Below are 13,635 nucleotides of genomic sequence, written 5' to 3'. Positions count from 1 at the left end.
TCGTTATCGACCTGGCTGGGCAGCGTGGTGGCGCCGTGAGGAAAGCGGGCGCGCCGGTCGACTGGTGGCCGCCGAGGAATCCGTGACAAGCTATGTCGGTGAGCGAGCCCTACGGTGACGACATCGAAGCAGTCCTGATCTCCGAGGACCAGATCAAAGCGCGCACTGCCGAACTCGCCGAATCGGTGGCCGCCCGGTACCGCGACGCACCTGACGACTTGGTGCTCATCGGGGTCCTCAAGGGCGCGATCATGTTCATGACCGACTTCGCGCGGGCGTTGCCCATCCCGTCGCAGATGGAATTCATGGCGGTCTCGAGCTACGGCTCGTCGACCTCCTCGTCAGGGGTCGTGCGGATCCTCAAGGACCTCGACCGCGACATTGCCGACCGCGACGTGCTGATCGTCGAGGACATCATCGACTCGGGACTCACCCTGTCCTGGCTGCTCAAGAACCTGGCGACGCGCTCGCCGCGCTCATTGAGCGTGTGCACGCTGCTGCGCAAGCCGGATGCGGTGCGCGCCGACTTGGACGTCGCCGACGTCGGGTTCGACATCCCCAATGACTTCGTCGTCGGCTACGGCCTCGACTACGCCGAGCGGTACCGCGACCTCCCGTTCATCGGCCGGCTCAAGCCGTCGGTCTATCAGGGCTGAGGATCGCGCCGCCGCAGCGGTCCCGGCCGCAGTGCGGGCAGCGGTGCGAACGTCCGGGTAACCTGGTGGGAAATCTCCGATGGAAGGACGTTGGCGGCGCATTACGGCGCCGCCGTAGCACGCATGAACCGTAAGACTGTCTTCCGCAACGTCGCGATCTTCGTCCTGATCCTCCTTGGCCTGTGGGGCTGGAGTCTCATGCGGGACAACTCGCGCGAATACCGGGCCGTGGATACCTCGGTCGCGCTGACCCAGCTCAACGTCAAGAACGCGAAGTCGATCCAGATCGACGACCGCGAACAGCAGTTGCGCATCGAACTGAAGAAACCGATCCAGGTCGGCGACCCCAAGAAGAAGAAGGAGACGTCGGAAAAGATCACCGCGAAGTATCCGGCGCGCGGTGCCGACTTCGTCTTCGAGTCGGTCCGCCAGACCGGTGCGCCGTACCAGACCAATGTCCGCCAGGATTCGGCGTTCATGCAGATGCTGGCGCTCCTCCTGCCACTGGTGATCCTGCTCGGCCTCTTCTTCTTCGTGATGAACCGCATGCAGGGCGGCGGGCGCGGCGGGGTGATGGGCTTCGGCCGGTCGCGCGCCAAGCAGATCACCAAGGACATGCCCAAGACCACCTTCGCCGACGTCGCCGGCGCCGACGAGGCGGTCGAGGAGCTCTACGAGATCAAGGACTTCCTGCAGAATCCGGCCCGCTATGAGTCGCTGGGCGCGAAGATCCCCAAGGGTGTGCTGCTCTACGGCCCGCCCGGCACCGGTAAGACCCTGCTGGCCCGCGCCGTGGCCGGCGAGGCCGGCGTCCCCTTCTTCACCATCTCCGGATCGGACTTCGTCGAGATGTTCGTCGGCGTCGGCGCCTCCCGCGTGCGCGACCTGTTCGAGCAGGCCAAGCAGAACAGTCCCTGCATCATCTTCGTCGACGAGATCGACGCCGTCGGCCGCCAGCGCGGCGCCGGCTTCGGCGGCGGCCACGACGAGCGCGAGCAGACCCTCAACCAGTTGCTCGTCGAGATGGACGGCTTCGGCGACCGATCCGGAATCATCTTGATTGCGGCGACCAACCGCCCCGACATCCTCGACCCGGCGCTGCTGCGCCCCGGCCGGTTCGACCGCCAGATCCCGGTCAGCAACCCCGACATGCGGGGCCGCGAGGCCATCCTCAAGGTGCACGCCCAGGGCAAGCCGCTGGCCGCCGACGTGGACCTGGCCGGGCTGGCCAAGCGCACCCCCGGGATGTCCGGCGCCGACCTGGCCAACGTCATCAACGAGGCCGCACTGCTCACCGCACGGGAAAACCAGACCGTGATCACCGCGGCGACCCTGGAGGAGGCGGTCGACCGCGTCATCGGCGGGCCGCGACGCAAGAGCCGCATCATCAGCGAGCACGAGAAGAAGGTCGTCGCCTACCACGAGGGCGGCCACACCCTCGCCGCGTGGGCGATGCCCGACCTCGACCCGATCTACAAGGTCACCATCCTGGCCCGCGGTCGCACCGGCGGACACGCGCTGGCCGTACCCGAGCAGGACAAGGACCTGTTGACGCGGTCGGAGATGATCGCCCGACTGGTCATGGCGATGGGCGGTCGCGCCGCGGAGGAACTGGTGTTCCGCGAGCCGACGACGGGGGCCTCCTCCGACATCGACCAGGCCACCAAGATCGCGCGCGCCATGGTCACCGAATACGGCATGAGCGCCAAGCTGGGTGCGGTGCGCTACGGCCAGGAGCAGGGCGACCCGTTCATGGGACGCTCGATGGGCGCCCAGGCCGAGTACTCCGACGAAGTCGCCGCGCGGATCGACGAAGAGGTGCGACGACTCATCGAGGCGGCCCACAACGAGGCGTGGGCCATCCTCAGCGAGCACCGCGACACCCTCGACGTCCTGGCCAGCGAACTGCTGGAGAAGGAGACGCTGACGCGCAAGGACCTCGAGGCGATCTTCGACGGGGTGACCAAGCGCGACCGGATCACCGACTTCGACGAATTCGGCGGCCGGACCCCCAGCGACAAACCGCCGGTGAAGACGCCGGGCGAACTGGCCATCGAGCGCGGCGAGCCGTGGCCGCCGCCGGAGCCCGAACCCGTCCCGGCCCCGCAACCGCAGCACGCCGGTGTCCCGCAGGCGGGGGCCTATCCGCCGGCCGGCTACCCGCCCGCCGGTTATCCGCCGGCCGGTTATCCGCCCGCGGGTTATCCGCCGGCCGGTTACCCGCCCGCGGGCTATCCGCCGCCGCCCGGTGCCCCCGCGCCGGGGTACGCCCCGACGCCCGGTGGCGACTATGGCGCCCCGGCCGGCTGGTCGGCCCCGGGGTGGCCGCCGCAGCCGCACAACCCGGGCCGCCCGCAAGGGGTGCCCGTGAACGGCCAGCCGCCGGTCCAACCACCGGCGCCGGTCCACCCGCCGGTGCCGGAGCCGCCGAATGGCGCGAACCCCGCCCAACCCGGTCAGGACACCGATTCCGATGAGCGCTGAGGCCATTGCGGGGGCCGCCGGGACCGGCCGATTCGACCAGGCGCGCGCCGAGGCGGCCGTGCGCGAACTGCTCATCGCCGTCGGGGAGGACCCCGACCGCGAGGGACTGATCCGCACGCCCACCCGGGTGGCCAACGCCTTCCACGAGGTATTCGCCGGGCTCTACACCGACCCCGACGAGGTGCTGGAGACGACCTTCGACGAGAACCACCAGGAACTGGTCCTCGTCAAGGACATCCCGCTCTACTCGACCTGCGAGCACCACCTGGTCGCCTTCCACGGCGTCGCCCACGTGGGCTACATCCCGGGCGAGTCGGGCCGGGTCACCGGTCTGTCCAAGCTTGCGCGGGTGGTGGACCTCTACGCCAAGCGCCCGCAGGTGCAGGAACGCCTCACCAGCCAGATCGCCGATGCGGTGATGAACAAGCTCGACCCCCGCGGCGTCATCGTCGTCATCGAGGCGGAGCACCTGTGCATGGCGATGCGGGGCATCCGCAAGCCGGGCTCGAGCACCACGACGTCGGCGGTTCGCGGGATCTTCAAGTCCAACGCGGTGTCGCGCAGCGAGGCCCTGCAACTGATCGTCCGGTGATCGGATGGACCGGGGCGGCGTGAAGATCCTGGGCGTGGTCAACGTGACCGCCGATTCCTTCTCCGACGGCGGCCGGTTCCTGGATCCCGGCGCCGCGCTCGACCAGGCGCGGGCGTTGCACGCCGACGGGGCCGACGTCATCGACGTCGGCGGGGAGTCCACCCGGCCCGGCGCGCACCGCGTCGACGAGCAGGTGGAGATCGAGCGCGTCGTCCCGATCATCCGCGAATTGGCCGCGGAGGGGATCGTCGTCTCGGTGGACACCATGCGCGCGGGGGTGGCCGCCGCCGCGATCGACGCCGGCGCGGCGTACGTCAACGACGTCTCGGGCGGCCGCGCCGACGACCAGATGGCCGCCGTGGTCGCCGAAGCGGATCTGCCGTGGATCCTGATGCACTGGCGCCCGCTGACCGACCGCGCCGGCGACGGGCCTTACGGTCCGGACGACTTCACCCATCGCGCCGGACAGGCGGGTGCCTACCGCGACGTGGTCGGCGAGGTGAGCGGCGAGTTGCTCGCCCAGGTCGACGCGGCGGTGACCGCGGGAGTCGATCCGGACCGGTTGATCCTCGATCCCGGCCTGGGCTTCGCCAAGAGCGCCGCACACAACTGGGCGCTGTTGCGCGGTTTGCCGACCCTGGTCGGGCTGGGCTTCCCGGTGCTGGTCGGGGCGTCGCGCAAGCGGTTCCTCGGGTCATTGCTCGCCGTCGACGGAGTCGACCGCCCGCCCGCCGGGCGCGAGGTGGCCACGGCCGCGGTGTCGGCGCTGGCCGCCGCGGCCGGGGTGTGGGGGCTGCGCGTCCACGATGCGGCGGCGAGCCGGGATGCCGTCGCGGTGGCGCGGGCCTGGACAACGGAAGAAGGAGCGGTCGATGGCTGATCGGATCGAGTTGCGCGGCCTGAAGGTCCGCGGCCACCACGGCGTCTTCGACCACGAGCGCCGCGACGGGCAGGACTTCATCATCGATGTCTCGGTGTGGCTGGACCTCTCGGTGGCCGCCGACTCCGACGACCTCGCCGACACCCTCGACTACGGGGCCCTGGCCCAACTGGTCCACGACATCGTGTCCGGCGAGCCCTGCAACCTGATCGAGAAACTGGGCTCCGACATCGCCGAGGCGGTGATGGCCGACGACCGCCTGCACGCGGTCGAGGTGACCGTCCACAAGCCGTCCGCGCCGATCCCGCTCACGTTCGACGACGTCGCGGTGGTCACCCGACGCTCCCGCAAGACGATGCTCGTCCGGGGGCGCGGATGAGCACCGCGGTGCTGTCGGCCGGGTCGAACCTGGGCGACCGGCTGGGCCATCTGGCCGGCGTGGTCGAGGGCTTCTCGGCCGGATCGGACCGGGTTCTCGCCGTCTCGCCGGTGTACGTCACCCCGCCGTGGGGCCCGGTGGCGCAGGACGACTTCTACAACATCACCTTGATCGTCGCCGGCGACCGCGACGGGTTGTCGTGGTTGCGTCGCGGCGCCGAGTTGGAGGCGGCCGCGGACCGGCGCCGCGAGGTCCGCTGGGGTCCGCGGACCCTCGACGTGGACGTCGTCGCCGTGCGCGATGACGAGGGGAATCCCCTGTTCAGCGCGACCGAGGAACTGATCCTGCCGCACCCGCGCGCCCACGAGCGGGGATTCGTCCTGATCCCGTGGCTGGCCGCCGATCCCGCCGCGGTGCTCGACCGGCCCGACGGGTCGACCGCTGTCGCCGATCTCGTCGCCGCCCTCGGTCCCGACGAGCGGGCCGGGATCGACATCCTCGACACCGAGGTGCCGTGGGCCCGGGGGCCGGTGCGATGAGCCGACCGTCGGACCTCGAGCCGCGCCGGCCCGATCCGGACAACCCGAACGGTCTGGGACCCACCAAGCTGCGCGACCTGGTGATGGTCGCCGTCGGGGCCGCCGTCCTGGCGTGGGTGTTCATCGCCTACAACTTCGGCGATTTCCCGACGATCCGCTGGTACACCAGCGCGGTCCTGCTGGTCCTGGCCGCGCTCGAGGCGGTCGCCGGATTCGCGGTGCGCCGACGCGTCGCGGACAACGAAGTCGGTCAGGCGAAGGAGCAGTTGCACCCCCTGACGGTGGCGCGCCTGGTGGCGCTGGCCAAGGCGTCGGCGATCCTGGGGGCGGTCGCCACCGGGGCCTGGGGGGCCATCGCCGCCTACCTCTACCACTTGCAGGATGTGGCCAGCGCGAACGCGAGCAAACTCGGTACCATCGTCGGGATTCTGGGGGGAGTGGCGCTCGTGATCGCCGCGCTGTGGCTCGAGCAGAGCTGTAAGGCGCCGGAGGATCCGGCCGAGGACGGTCAAGCACCCAACCCGGATACAGCCTGACCACCGGAAATTCGCTTCGATATACTGAACGGTCAGTCCGGGTAGGAATGTGACGCTCCGGTGTAGGTTGAGCTGTTAACAGACGAGAGACGGGTAAGTTCACGACTATGACGACCTCCACGAGGCGTTCGGCCGAGAAACGCACCACGCCACGATCCGCGTCGGGGCAGTGGCTCTTGGGTCTATTGATCGTGTTGGCGCTGGTCGCGAGCATCATGATGATCTGGAGCGACCAACTCACCGTCCGGGCCTCGGTCGCGGTCATCGCCGCGCTGTGGGCCGCGGTACTCGGTGCCATCGGCATCGCCCGGTACCGCCGGCAGGCCGAGACCGCCGAAGCGAAGAGCCGCGACATGCGCTTGGTGTACGAGCTGCAGTTGGAGCGCGAAATCGCCGCCCGGCACCAGTACGAGACCGACGTCGAAGCCCAGATCCGGCGCGAGGTGGCGGCGGAGGCCAACCACGACCTGCGCGAGCTGCAAGAGCAGATCGCGGCGCTGCGGGCGAGCCTCGAGGCGCTGATGGGCCGGGAACTGCCCGACGACCGCGTCGCCCTGCCGAACGAGCGGCTGCGCGAGCTGTCGTCGGCGATCTCGAACTATGCCGCCGATGACAGCCTGCTCGCGGCCACCGATTTCGCGTCCACCGCGCCACCGGCGGCCGATGGCCGGCACTACCCGCCGCAGGGCGGCCGCGACGATCTGACCGAGATCATCCCGGTCGTCGAGGATGACGCCGAGCCCTATGTCAGCCCGTTCCGCGAGCCGGCGACCTACACGGTGCCGGTCGACGCCGACCACTACACGATCCCGCCGACGTCCGGACAGGCCTACGCCGCGGAGGAACAGACCTACGAGACGGTCACCGGTGTCGAGCAGCAGCCGGCCTACGAGCCCTATGTCGCCCCGTCGTCGGAGCAGTCCTACGGCGGGCCATACGCCGAGCCGACGTACGAACAGCCGCCCGTCGAGAGCGACGAGGCCGCGACCGATGGTCAGCAGGGCGACGAACAGGGCGGCGGCGAGTTCCCCACGGATTCGTGGGTGACCCCGACCGCGCCCGCCGATGCTGATGAGGAATCCGAGGGTGGCGGCCGCCGTCGTGCCGAGGGTCAGCACAGCTCGGGCATCTCGGCTGCGGAATTGCTCAGCCAGCTGCGCGGCGGCCGGTCGGGAACCGGCACCAACCTCCCCGGGTGAAGCCGGTCACACCGGATAGCCCCGTCGTGTCCGCCGCACTATCCTCGATCGGGTAACCGTCTGGTACCCGCCGTTGGTGGTGGGACTGGAACGACACTGGAGGATCTGCGGTGACTGAATCACCGATGCTCGGCGTGGGCGGGTCATTGCCCGCACCCGCTCGGCTCGCCGTGGGCCTCATCTCCGCCGGGCGAGTCGGTACCGCCCTGGCCCAAGCCCTCGAATCCGCCGGCCACGTCGTCGGCGCCGTCGTGGCGCGGTCGGAATCCTCCCGTGCGCGCGCCGCCGACCGGCTGCCCGACTCCGAGGTGTTCGACAACCTCGACGACGTCGCCGGCCGTGCTGAATTGCTCATCCTCGCCGTCCCCGACGACACCCTCGCCGATGTGGTCGCCGACCTGGCCGCGGGCGGGCGCGTGCGCCCCGGCACGATGGTGCTGCACGTCGCCGGGGCCCACGGCACCGCGATCCTCGCGCCGCTGACCGCGCAGGGCGCGCTGGGACTGGCCATCCACCCGGCAATGACCTTCGTCGGCCGCGCCGAGGACACCGAGCGGATGCGTTCGGCCTACTTCGCCGTCACCGCCGACGACGAGATCGGTCAGACCGTCGGGGCCTCACTCGTCTACGAGATCGGCGGCCAGCCGATCCAGATCGACGAGGCCGACCGCACCCTGTACCACGCCGCCCTCGCCCACGGGGCCAACCACCTCGTCGCACTGGTCAACGACGCGGTCGCCGTGCTGCGCTCGGTGATCGAACGGGCCGGCGCCGACGCGGGGCAGCCCCCGCTGCGGTCGGCGCAGGAGATGCTCGCCCCGTTGGTGACCGCGGCGCTGGGCAACGTCCTCGACCTCGGCCCGGCGGCGCTCACCGGGCCGGTGGCCCGGGGTGACGCCGACGCGGTGGCCGCCCACCTGCGGGCCCTGCGCGACTGGGGGACGACCGCCCCCGCTGCCGACGCCACCATTGCCGAGGCCTACCTGGCCCAGGCCCGACGGGCGGCCGCCCATGCCGCGCCGTCCACGGCGTTGGCCCGACTGCTGCGGGAGGCGTCATGACCGATCCTGCTTTCGCCCCCGGCGAACTGACCGTCCACCGCGACCCCGCGACGATGAGTCGGGTCACCGCCGCCCTGCGCGGCACCGGGCGCCGCGTCGTGCTGGTGCCCACCATGGGTGCGCTGCACGAGGGACACCTGACGCTGGTGCGCGAGGCGCGCAAGGCCGGCAACGCCGTCGTCGTGGTGTCGATCTACGTCAATCCCCTCCAGTTCGGCGCAAACGAGGACCTCGACGCCTACCCGCGGACTTTCGACGAGGACTGCGCCAAGCTGCGCGCCGCCGGGGTCGAGCTGGTGTTCGCGCCCACCGATGCGCAGATGTACCCAGGCGGGCGCCGCACCACGGTGCAGCCCGGCCCGGCCGGGGAGATCCTCGAGGCCCAGTCCCGGCCCACCCACTTCGCCGGGATGCTCACCGTGGTGGCCAAGCTGCTGTCCATCGTCGGTCCGAACGCGGCCTACTTCGGCGAGAAGGACTACCAGCAGCTGGTGCTGATCCAGCAGATGGTCACCGACCTGAACCTGGGCGTCGACATCATCGGCGTACCGACCGTCCGCGAGGCGGACGGGTTGGCGATGTCCTCGCGCAACCGCTACCTCGACGAGCACCAGCGCGAGCTCGCGACCACGCTGTCGGCCGCGCTGACCGCCGGGTCGCATGCCGGCCCCCGCGGACCGCAGGCGGTCGTGGACGCGGCCCGGGCCGTCCTCGACGGGTGCCCCGAACTCGTCGTCGACTATCTCGAACTGCGCGGCCGCGACCTCGGCCCGCCCCCCGACACCGGTGACGGACGCCTGCTCGTCGCCGCCCGACTGGGTTCGACGCGGTTGATCGACAACGTCGGCGTCGCGATCGGGATCAGCCGCGAAGACCCCTAGCGCCCGCCACCGACACGACCACCAGCCCCCGACCTTCCCAACAGAGGAGCTCACATGTTCCGCACCATGATGAAGTCCAAGATCCACCGGGTCACCGTGACCCAGGCCGACCTGCACTACGTCGGTTCGGTCACCATCGACGCCGACCTGCTCGACGCCGCCGACCTGCTCGAGGGCGAGCAGGTCTGCATCGTCGATATCAACAACGGCAACCGCCTGGAGACCTATGTGATCGCCGGCGAGCGCGGCAGCGGCGTCATCGGCATCAACGGCGCCGCCGCGCACCTGGTCCACCCCGGCGACCTGGTGATCATCATCGCCTACGGCGTGATGAGCCCCGAGGAGCTCGCCGACTACTCGCCGGCGGTCGTCTTCGTCGACGAGCAGAACCGCGTCCTCACCGAGGGCGCCGATCCGGCCGACGTCCCGGCGGGCTCGGGCCTCAAGGATCCGCGGCACCGCGCCGACGCGACCGACGGCCTCGTCGGCTCGTTGGCCTGATGCTGCTCACCGCCGCCGTCGGCAACACCAACATCCACCTCGGGGTGTTCGCCGGCACGGGCGACCACGCCACCCTGGTGCGGGACTGGCGCATCCACACCGACCCGCACTTCACCGCCGACGAGCTGGAGCTGCTCATCCGCGGGCTGCTCGGCCCGGATCTGGACCAGGTGGTGTCGGTGGCGGCACTCTCGACCGTGCCGTCGCTGCTGCGCGAACTGCGGGTCATGGTCGACAAGTACTTCGGAGCCGGCCCGCACGTCTTGCTGGAACCCGGTGTCCGCACCGGCGTGCCGCTGCTGGTGGACAACCCCAAGGAGGTCGGCACCGACCGGGTGGCCAACGCCGTCGCCGCCAGCGGCAACTACGCCGGGGTGCCCTGCATCGTGGTGGCCTTCGGCACCGCCACCGTCGTCGACGCCGTCTCGGCCAAGGGGGAGTTCCTCGGCGGCGCCATCGCTCCCGGGGTGAACCTGGCCGTCGACGCGCTGTCCGAGCACACCGTGACCGTGCGCCGCGTGGAACTGCGCCCGCCGCGCAGCGTCGTCGGGAAGAACACCGTCGAGGCGCTGCAGTCGGGCATCCTCTACGGATTCGCCGGACAGGTCGACGGGCTGGTCGACCGCATCCGCGACGAGGTGGACGGCTTCGACGGCGACGACGTGCGGGTGGTCGCCACCGGTTACGCGGCCCCGCTCATGCTCGGCGAGTGCGAGACCATCACCGACCACCACTCCCACCTGACCCTGGACGGCCTGCGCCGCGTTCACGAGCGCGTGAAGGCCGGGCGCAAATAGACCCGGATAGAGCCGCGAACGGCCCCGGATAACAACGAACCCCGCACCGGTCGGTACGGGGTTCGTCGCCGTCTAACGAGTCGGCAGAACCAGACTCACGGGATGGGTCGGACTCACGGGATGGTGAGAACCTGGCCCACGTTGATCAGATCCGGGTTCGCGATGCCGTTGGCCTTGGCGATCTCCGGGTAACGGTTGCCGTCGCCCAGGAACTTCTCGGCGATGGCCCACAGGGTGTCACCCGACACGACGGTGTAGGTCTTCTTCTCCGGGGCCGGCTTCTCGTTGACGACCGGAGCCGCGACGACCGGGGTATCGGTGACGGTCTTGGAGCTCCACTTGCCGTCGTCGCCGACGTACAGGACCACGTTGCGGTCGTCCTGCAGCACCAGGCGCGCGCCGGCGCCCTCGGTCTTGGTCGACCAGACGCCCTCATCGGAGCCGTTGTACAAGACGAAGTTGCCATCCTCCTGGACGGTGGCGCGCACGACGCCCTTGCCGTTGGTCTTGGTCGACCACACGGCGATCCCGCCGTCGTCCAGCACGAGGTTGCCGTCATCCTGCAGCGTCAGCTTGTAAGCGCCATTGGCCGAGGTCAGCGACTGGCCAGTGCCGAGACGGTCACCCACGTTGAGAGTGTCACTCATCAAAAAACCACCTTCAGTTTCGGTTTAACAGCCGTGCAGAGCACGATGCCCCGTCCACCTTAACCATGGGCTCGTACAGTCGGGTGAACCGCTGGTGAAATCGGGCGCATTTCGCGCGTGGGTGGGCCCAAATGTTGAGCGGCCGCGGGCGGCATGGCACACTGGACCCCGTGATCAAGCGTTGTCGGAAGTGTTGTCAGGGCTGAGCTGCCTCATCAGCAACGAGTGTTGCTGTGGCGCCGGCCCGGAGTCCGCTTCCCGACCATCCGCTTTGCTCGCCCGAGAGGGCTAGAGCGATCCCCCCTGAAAGGTCAGTCATGACCACCGCTATCCGTCTGATCACCGATCGCGTCACCACCGTGGCGATCACCCCCGCTGCCGACGGCACCACCACGCTGCCGGCCACCCCCATCGAGGCTCCCGCCGCCGGTACCCGCCTGTCGGTGCCGGCCCGCCAGTTCCACGCCGCGGTGCAGGCCGGCCTGCGCCCGGTCGACATCCGCACCCAGGAGAGCCGCAGTGCCTCCGGTGCGCTCCACGGCGCGCTGGCCCTCGACCCGCTCGACGCGTTGGAGCGCCTCACGCCGGGCACCGCCGAGTCGCTGCGCGCGGCGGGTGCCGACACGCGCTGGCTGCTCATCTCCGACGACGGCGACGACGCCGAGTGGCTCGCCTGGCACCTGCGGGCGCGCGGGGTCACCGGTGCGGTCTTCCTCGCCGGCGGTCACGAGGCGTTGCGGCGCAACCAGCTCAACGGCCGGTTGTCCGGCGACGATTTCGCGATGCTCTCCGATCACCAGCGCTAATCGCCGACTGGGCCCTCATTCCCGCCGAGTGGGCCCTCATTCCCGCCGAGTGGGCCCTTGATCTCGTCGAACGGGTCGAGCCGATACAGTTGTGACCCGTGAGTGATGCCAAGAATCCGACTGCGACCGACGCCGATGGTGCCGGGAACGACCTGCCCGAGCAGCTTCGTATCCGTCGGGAGAAGCGTGAGCGGATCCTGTCGGAGGGTCGGGAGGCCTACCCGGTCGAGGTTGCGCGTACCCACAGCCTCGCGCAGATCCGCGACGAGTACGCCGACCTCGAGGCGGGGGCCGAGACCGGCGTCGACGCCGGAGTCGCCGGCCGGGTGATCTTCCTGCGCAACAAGGGCAAGCTCTGCTTCGCCACGCTGCAGGAAGGTGACGGCACCCAGCTGCAGGTCATGGTCAGCTTCAACGGCGTCGGCGAGGAATCGCTGGCCCGCTGGAAGGCCGACGTCGACCTCGGCGACATCGTCTTCGTGCACGGCCAGATCATCTCTTCGCGCACCGGTGAGCTTTCGGTGATGGCCGACGACTGGGGCCTCGCCTCCAAGTCGCTGCGCCCGCTGCCCGTCGCGCACAAGGACCTCAACGAGGAGACCCGCGTCCGGCAGCGCTACGTCGACCTCATCGTCCGCCCCGAGGCCCGGGAGATCGCCCGCACCCGCATCAAGGTGATGGCCGAGCTGCGCGCCTTCCTGGGCGACCGAGATTTCCTCGAAGTCGAGACCCCGATGCTGCAGACGTTGCACGGCGGCGCCGCGGCTCGCCCGTTCGTCACCCACTCCAACGCCTTCGACATGGACCTCTTCCTGCGCATCGCGCCGGAACTGTTCCTCAAGCGCTGCGTCGTCGGCGGTATCGACCGGGTCTTCGAGGTCAACCGCAACTTCCGCAACGAGGGCGCCGACTCCACCCACAGCCCCGAATTCGCGATGCTGGAGACCTACCAGGCTTACGGCACCTACGACGACGCCGCCGAACTGATCCGCAGCCTCGTCCAGACCGTCGCCGAACGCGCCCTGGGAACCCTCACCCCGACGATGCCCGACGGCAGCACCTACGACCTGTCCGGCGAGTGGACGTCGCTGTCGATGTATCCGTCGCTCTCGGAGGCCCTGGGTCGGGAGATCGTGCCCCAGGCGCCGGGGCAGGGGACCACCGTCGAGGAACTGCTGGCGATCGCCGATGAGGTCGGCCTCGAGGTCCCCAAGGACAAGGGGTACGGCCACGGGAAGCTCGTCGAGGAACTGTGGGAGCACCTCGTCGGGTCCACGCTGGACCAGCCGGTGTTCGTCCGCGACTTCCCGGTGGAAACCTCGCCGCTGGTCCGGGCGCACCGCAGCATTCCCGGCGTCGTGGAGAAGTGGGATCTGTACGTCCGCGGTTTCGAACTGGCCACCGGCTATTCCGAGCTCGTCGATCCGGTCATCCAGCGGGAGCGCTTCGTCGACCAGGCCCGCCTCGCCGCGGCCGGTGACGACGAGGCCATGGTCCTGGACGAGGAGTTCCTCGCCGCCATGGAATACGCCATGCCCCCGACGGCCGGCACGGGGATGGGCATCGACCGCCTGCTGATGGCGCTGACCGGTCTCGGCATCCGTGAGACGGTGCTGTTCCCGTTGGTCAAGCCGCGCGTCGATTAGCGCAGCCGGTGCTCAGCCCAGGTAGGGCGCG

Annotated in this window: 15 protein-coding genes; 14 read left to right on the top strand and 1 reads right to left on the bottom strand. The window is 69.9% G+C overall.

Annotation, left to right across the window (positions count from 1 at the left end; translation table 11 throughout):
- Positions 1-92: 92 nt before the first annotated feature.
- The 12 genes from hpt to nbrcactino_RS15800 all read left to right on the top strand — a co-directional run bounded on the left by hpt (position 93) and on the right by nbrcactino_RS15800 (position 10,505).
- The gene (gene hpt / locus nbrcactino_RS15855; RefSeq protein WP_161928446.1) at positions 93-656 is read left to right on the top strand and encodes a hypoxanthine phosphoribosyltransferase; all 564 of its coding nucleotides are present in this window, start codon (positions 93-95) and stop codon (positions 654-656) included.
- 123 nt (positions 657-779) lie between these two features.
- On the top strand, positions 780-3,140 hold the full coding sequence (ftsH, locus tag nbrcactino_RS15850) for an ATP-dependent zinc metalloprotease FtsH (protein ID WP_161928445.1): 2,361 nt from the start codon (positions 780-782) through the stop codon (positions 3,138-3,140).
- Positions 3,130-3,732, top strand: coding sequence for a GTP cyclohydrolase I FolE (gene folE / locus nbrcactino_RS15845; protein WP_161928444.1), 603 nt, complete (start codon positions 3,130-3,132; stop codon positions 3,730-3,732). The genes ftsH and folE overlap by 11 nt, the downstream gene beginning before the upstream one ends.
- A 4-nt stretch (positions 3,733-3,736) precedes the next feature.
- Positions 3,737-4,612 (top strand): dihydropteroate synthase, encoded by an 876-nt coding sequence (gene folP / locus nbrcactino_RS15840; RefSeq protein ID WP_161928443.1) that lies wholly within the window; start codon positions 3,737-3,739, stop codon positions 4,610-4,612.
- Positions 4,605-4,991 (top strand): dihydroneopterin aldolase, encoded by a 387-nt coding sequence (folB, locus tag nbrcactino_RS15835; protein WP_161928442.1) that lies wholly within the window; start codon positions 4,605-4,607, stop codon positions 4,989-4,991. The genes folP and folB overlap by 8 nt, the downstream gene beginning before the upstream one ends.
- The gene (gene folK / locus nbrcactino_RS15830) at positions 4,988-5,530 is read left to right on the top strand and encodes a 2-amino-4-hydroxy-6-hydroxymethyldihydropteridine diphosphokinase (protein WP_161928441.1); all 543 of its coding nucleotides are present in this window, start codon (positions 4,988-4,990) and stop codon (positions 5,528-5,530) included. Before folB ends, folK begins: the two co-directional genes overlap by 4 nt.
- On the top strand, positions 5,527-6,066 hold the full coding sequence (locus nbrcactino_RS15825; RefSeq protein ID WP_161928440.1) for a DUF3180 domain-containing protein: 540 nt from the start codon (positions 5,527-5,529) through the stop codon (positions 6,064-6,066). Before folK ends, nbrcactino_RS15825 begins: the two co-directional genes overlap by 4 nt.
- A gap of 107 nt (positions 6,067-6,173) precedes the next feature.
- The gene (locus nbrcactino_RS15820; RefSeq protein ID WP_161928439.1) at positions 6,174-7,265 is read left to right on the top strand and encodes a DUF6779 domain-containing protein; all 1,092 of its coding nucleotides are present in this window, start codon (positions 6,174-6,176) and stop codon (positions 7,263-7,265) included.
- 110 nt (positions 7,266-7,375) lie between these two features.
- A complete protein-coding gene (locus nbrcactino_RS15815; protein WP_371864597.1) occupies positions 7,376-8,326 on the top strand; it encodes a Rossmann-like and DUF2520 domain-containing protein in 951 nt (316 codons plus the stop codon).
- Complete coding sequence (gene panC / locus nbrcactino_RS15810; protein WP_161928438.1) at positions 8,323-9,207, top strand: pantoate--beta-alanine ligase; 885 nt, start codon at positions 8,323-8,325, stop codon at positions 9,205-9,207. Before nbrcactino_RS15815 ends, panC begins: the two co-directional genes overlap by 4 nt.
- Before the next feature lie 54 nt (positions 9,208-9,261).
- On the top strand, positions 9,262-9,708 hold the full coding sequence (panD, locus tag nbrcactino_RS15805; protein ID WP_161928437.1) for an aspartate 1-decarboxylase: 447 nt from the start codon (positions 9,262-9,264) through the stop codon (positions 9,706-9,708).
- A complete protein-coding gene (locus nbrcactino_RS15800; protein ID WP_161928436.1) occupies positions 9,708-10,505 on the top strand; it encodes a type III pantothenate kinase in 798 nt (265 codons plus the stop codon). Before panD ends, nbrcactino_RS15800 begins: the two co-directional genes overlap by 1 nt.
- Before the next feature lie 113 nt (positions 10,506-10,618).
- On the opposite strand, the gene nbrcactino_RS15795 is transcribed toward nbrcactino_RS15800, so the two are convergent.
- The gene (locus nbrcactino_RS15795; RefSeq protein WP_161928435.1) at positions 10,619-11,152 is read right to left on the bottom strand and encodes a LysM peptidoglycan-binding domain-containing protein; all 534 of its coding nucleotides are present in this window, start codon (positions 11,150-11,152) and stop codon (positions 10,619-10,621) included.
- A gap of 317 nt (positions 11,153-11,469) precedes the next feature.
- Between nbrcactino_RS15795 and nbrcactino_RS15790 the strand changes: the two genes are divergently transcribed.
- Together nbrcactino_RS15790 and lysS are read left to right on the top strand one after the other, a co-directional pair.
- Entirely contained in the window at positions 11,470-11,958 is a 489-nt protein-coding gene (locus nbrcactino_RS15790; protein WP_228460966.1) for a rhodanese-like domain-containing protein, read from the top strand.
- Between the two features lie 98 nt (positions 11,959-12,056).
- On the top strand, positions 12,057-13,604 hold the full coding sequence (gene lysS, locus nbrcactino_RS15785; protein ID WP_161928434.1) for a lysine--tRNA ligase: 1,548 nt from the start codon (positions 12,057-12,059) through the stop codon (positions 13,602-13,604).
- Positions 13,605-13,635: the final 31 nt, after the last annotated feature.

Source organism: Gordonia crocea, assembly GCF_009932435.1.
Lineage (GTDB): Bacteria > Actinomycetota > Actinomycetes > Mycobacteriales > Mycobacteriaceae > Gordonia > Gordonia crocea.
This window is presented reverse-complemented; position numbering and strand designations above follow the sequence as displayed.

Coding starts and splice junctions, on each gene's coding strand:
- hpt (WP_161928446.1), top strand. CDS start 93: ATGTCGGTGAGCGAGCCCTACGGTGACGACATCGAAGCAGTCCTGATC.
- ftsH (WP_161928445.1), top strand. CDS start 780: ATGAACCGTAAGACTGTCTTCCGCAACGTCGCGATCTTCGTCCTGATC.
- folE (WP_161928444.1), top strand. CDS start 3,130: ATGAGCGCTGAGGCCATTGCGGGGGCCGCCGGGACCGGCCGATTCGAC.
- folP (WP_161928443.1), top strand. CDS start 3,737: ATGGACCGGGGCGGCGTGAAGATCCTGGGCGTGGTCAACGTGACCGCC.
- folB (WP_161928442.1), top strand. CDS start 4,605: ATGGCTGATCGGATCGAGTTGCGCGGCCTGAAGGTCCGCGGCCACCAC.
- folK (WP_161928441.1), top strand. CDS start 4,988: ATGAGCACCGCGGTGCTGTCGGCCGGGTCGAACCTGGGCGACCGGCTG.
- nbrcactino_RS15825 (WP_161928440.1), top strand. CDS start 5,527: ATGAGCCGACCGTCGGACCTCGAGCCGCGCCGGCCCGATCCGGACAAC.
- nbrcactino_RS15820 (WP_161928439.1), top strand. CDS start 6,174: ATGACGACCTCCACGAGGCGTTCGGCCGAGAAACGCACCACGCCACGA.
- panC (WP_161928438.1), top strand. CDS start 8,323: ATGACCGATCCTGCTTTCGCCCCCGGCGAACTGACCGTCCACCGCGAC.
- panD (WP_161928437.1), top strand. CDS start 9,262: ATGTTCCGCACCATGATGAAGTCCAAGATCCACCGGGTCACCGTGACC.
- nbrcactino_RS15800 (WP_161928436.1), top strand. CDS start 9,708: ATGCTGCTCACCGCCGCCGTCGGCAACACCAACATCCACCTCGGGGTG.
- nbrcactino_RS15795 (WP_161928435.1), bottom strand. CDS start 11,152: ATGAGTGACACTCTCAACGTGGGTGACCGTCTCGGCACTGGCCAGTCG.
- nbrcactino_RS15790 (WP_228460966.1), top strand. CDS start 11,470: ATGACCACCGCTATCCGTCTGATCACCGATCGCGTCACCACCGTGGCG.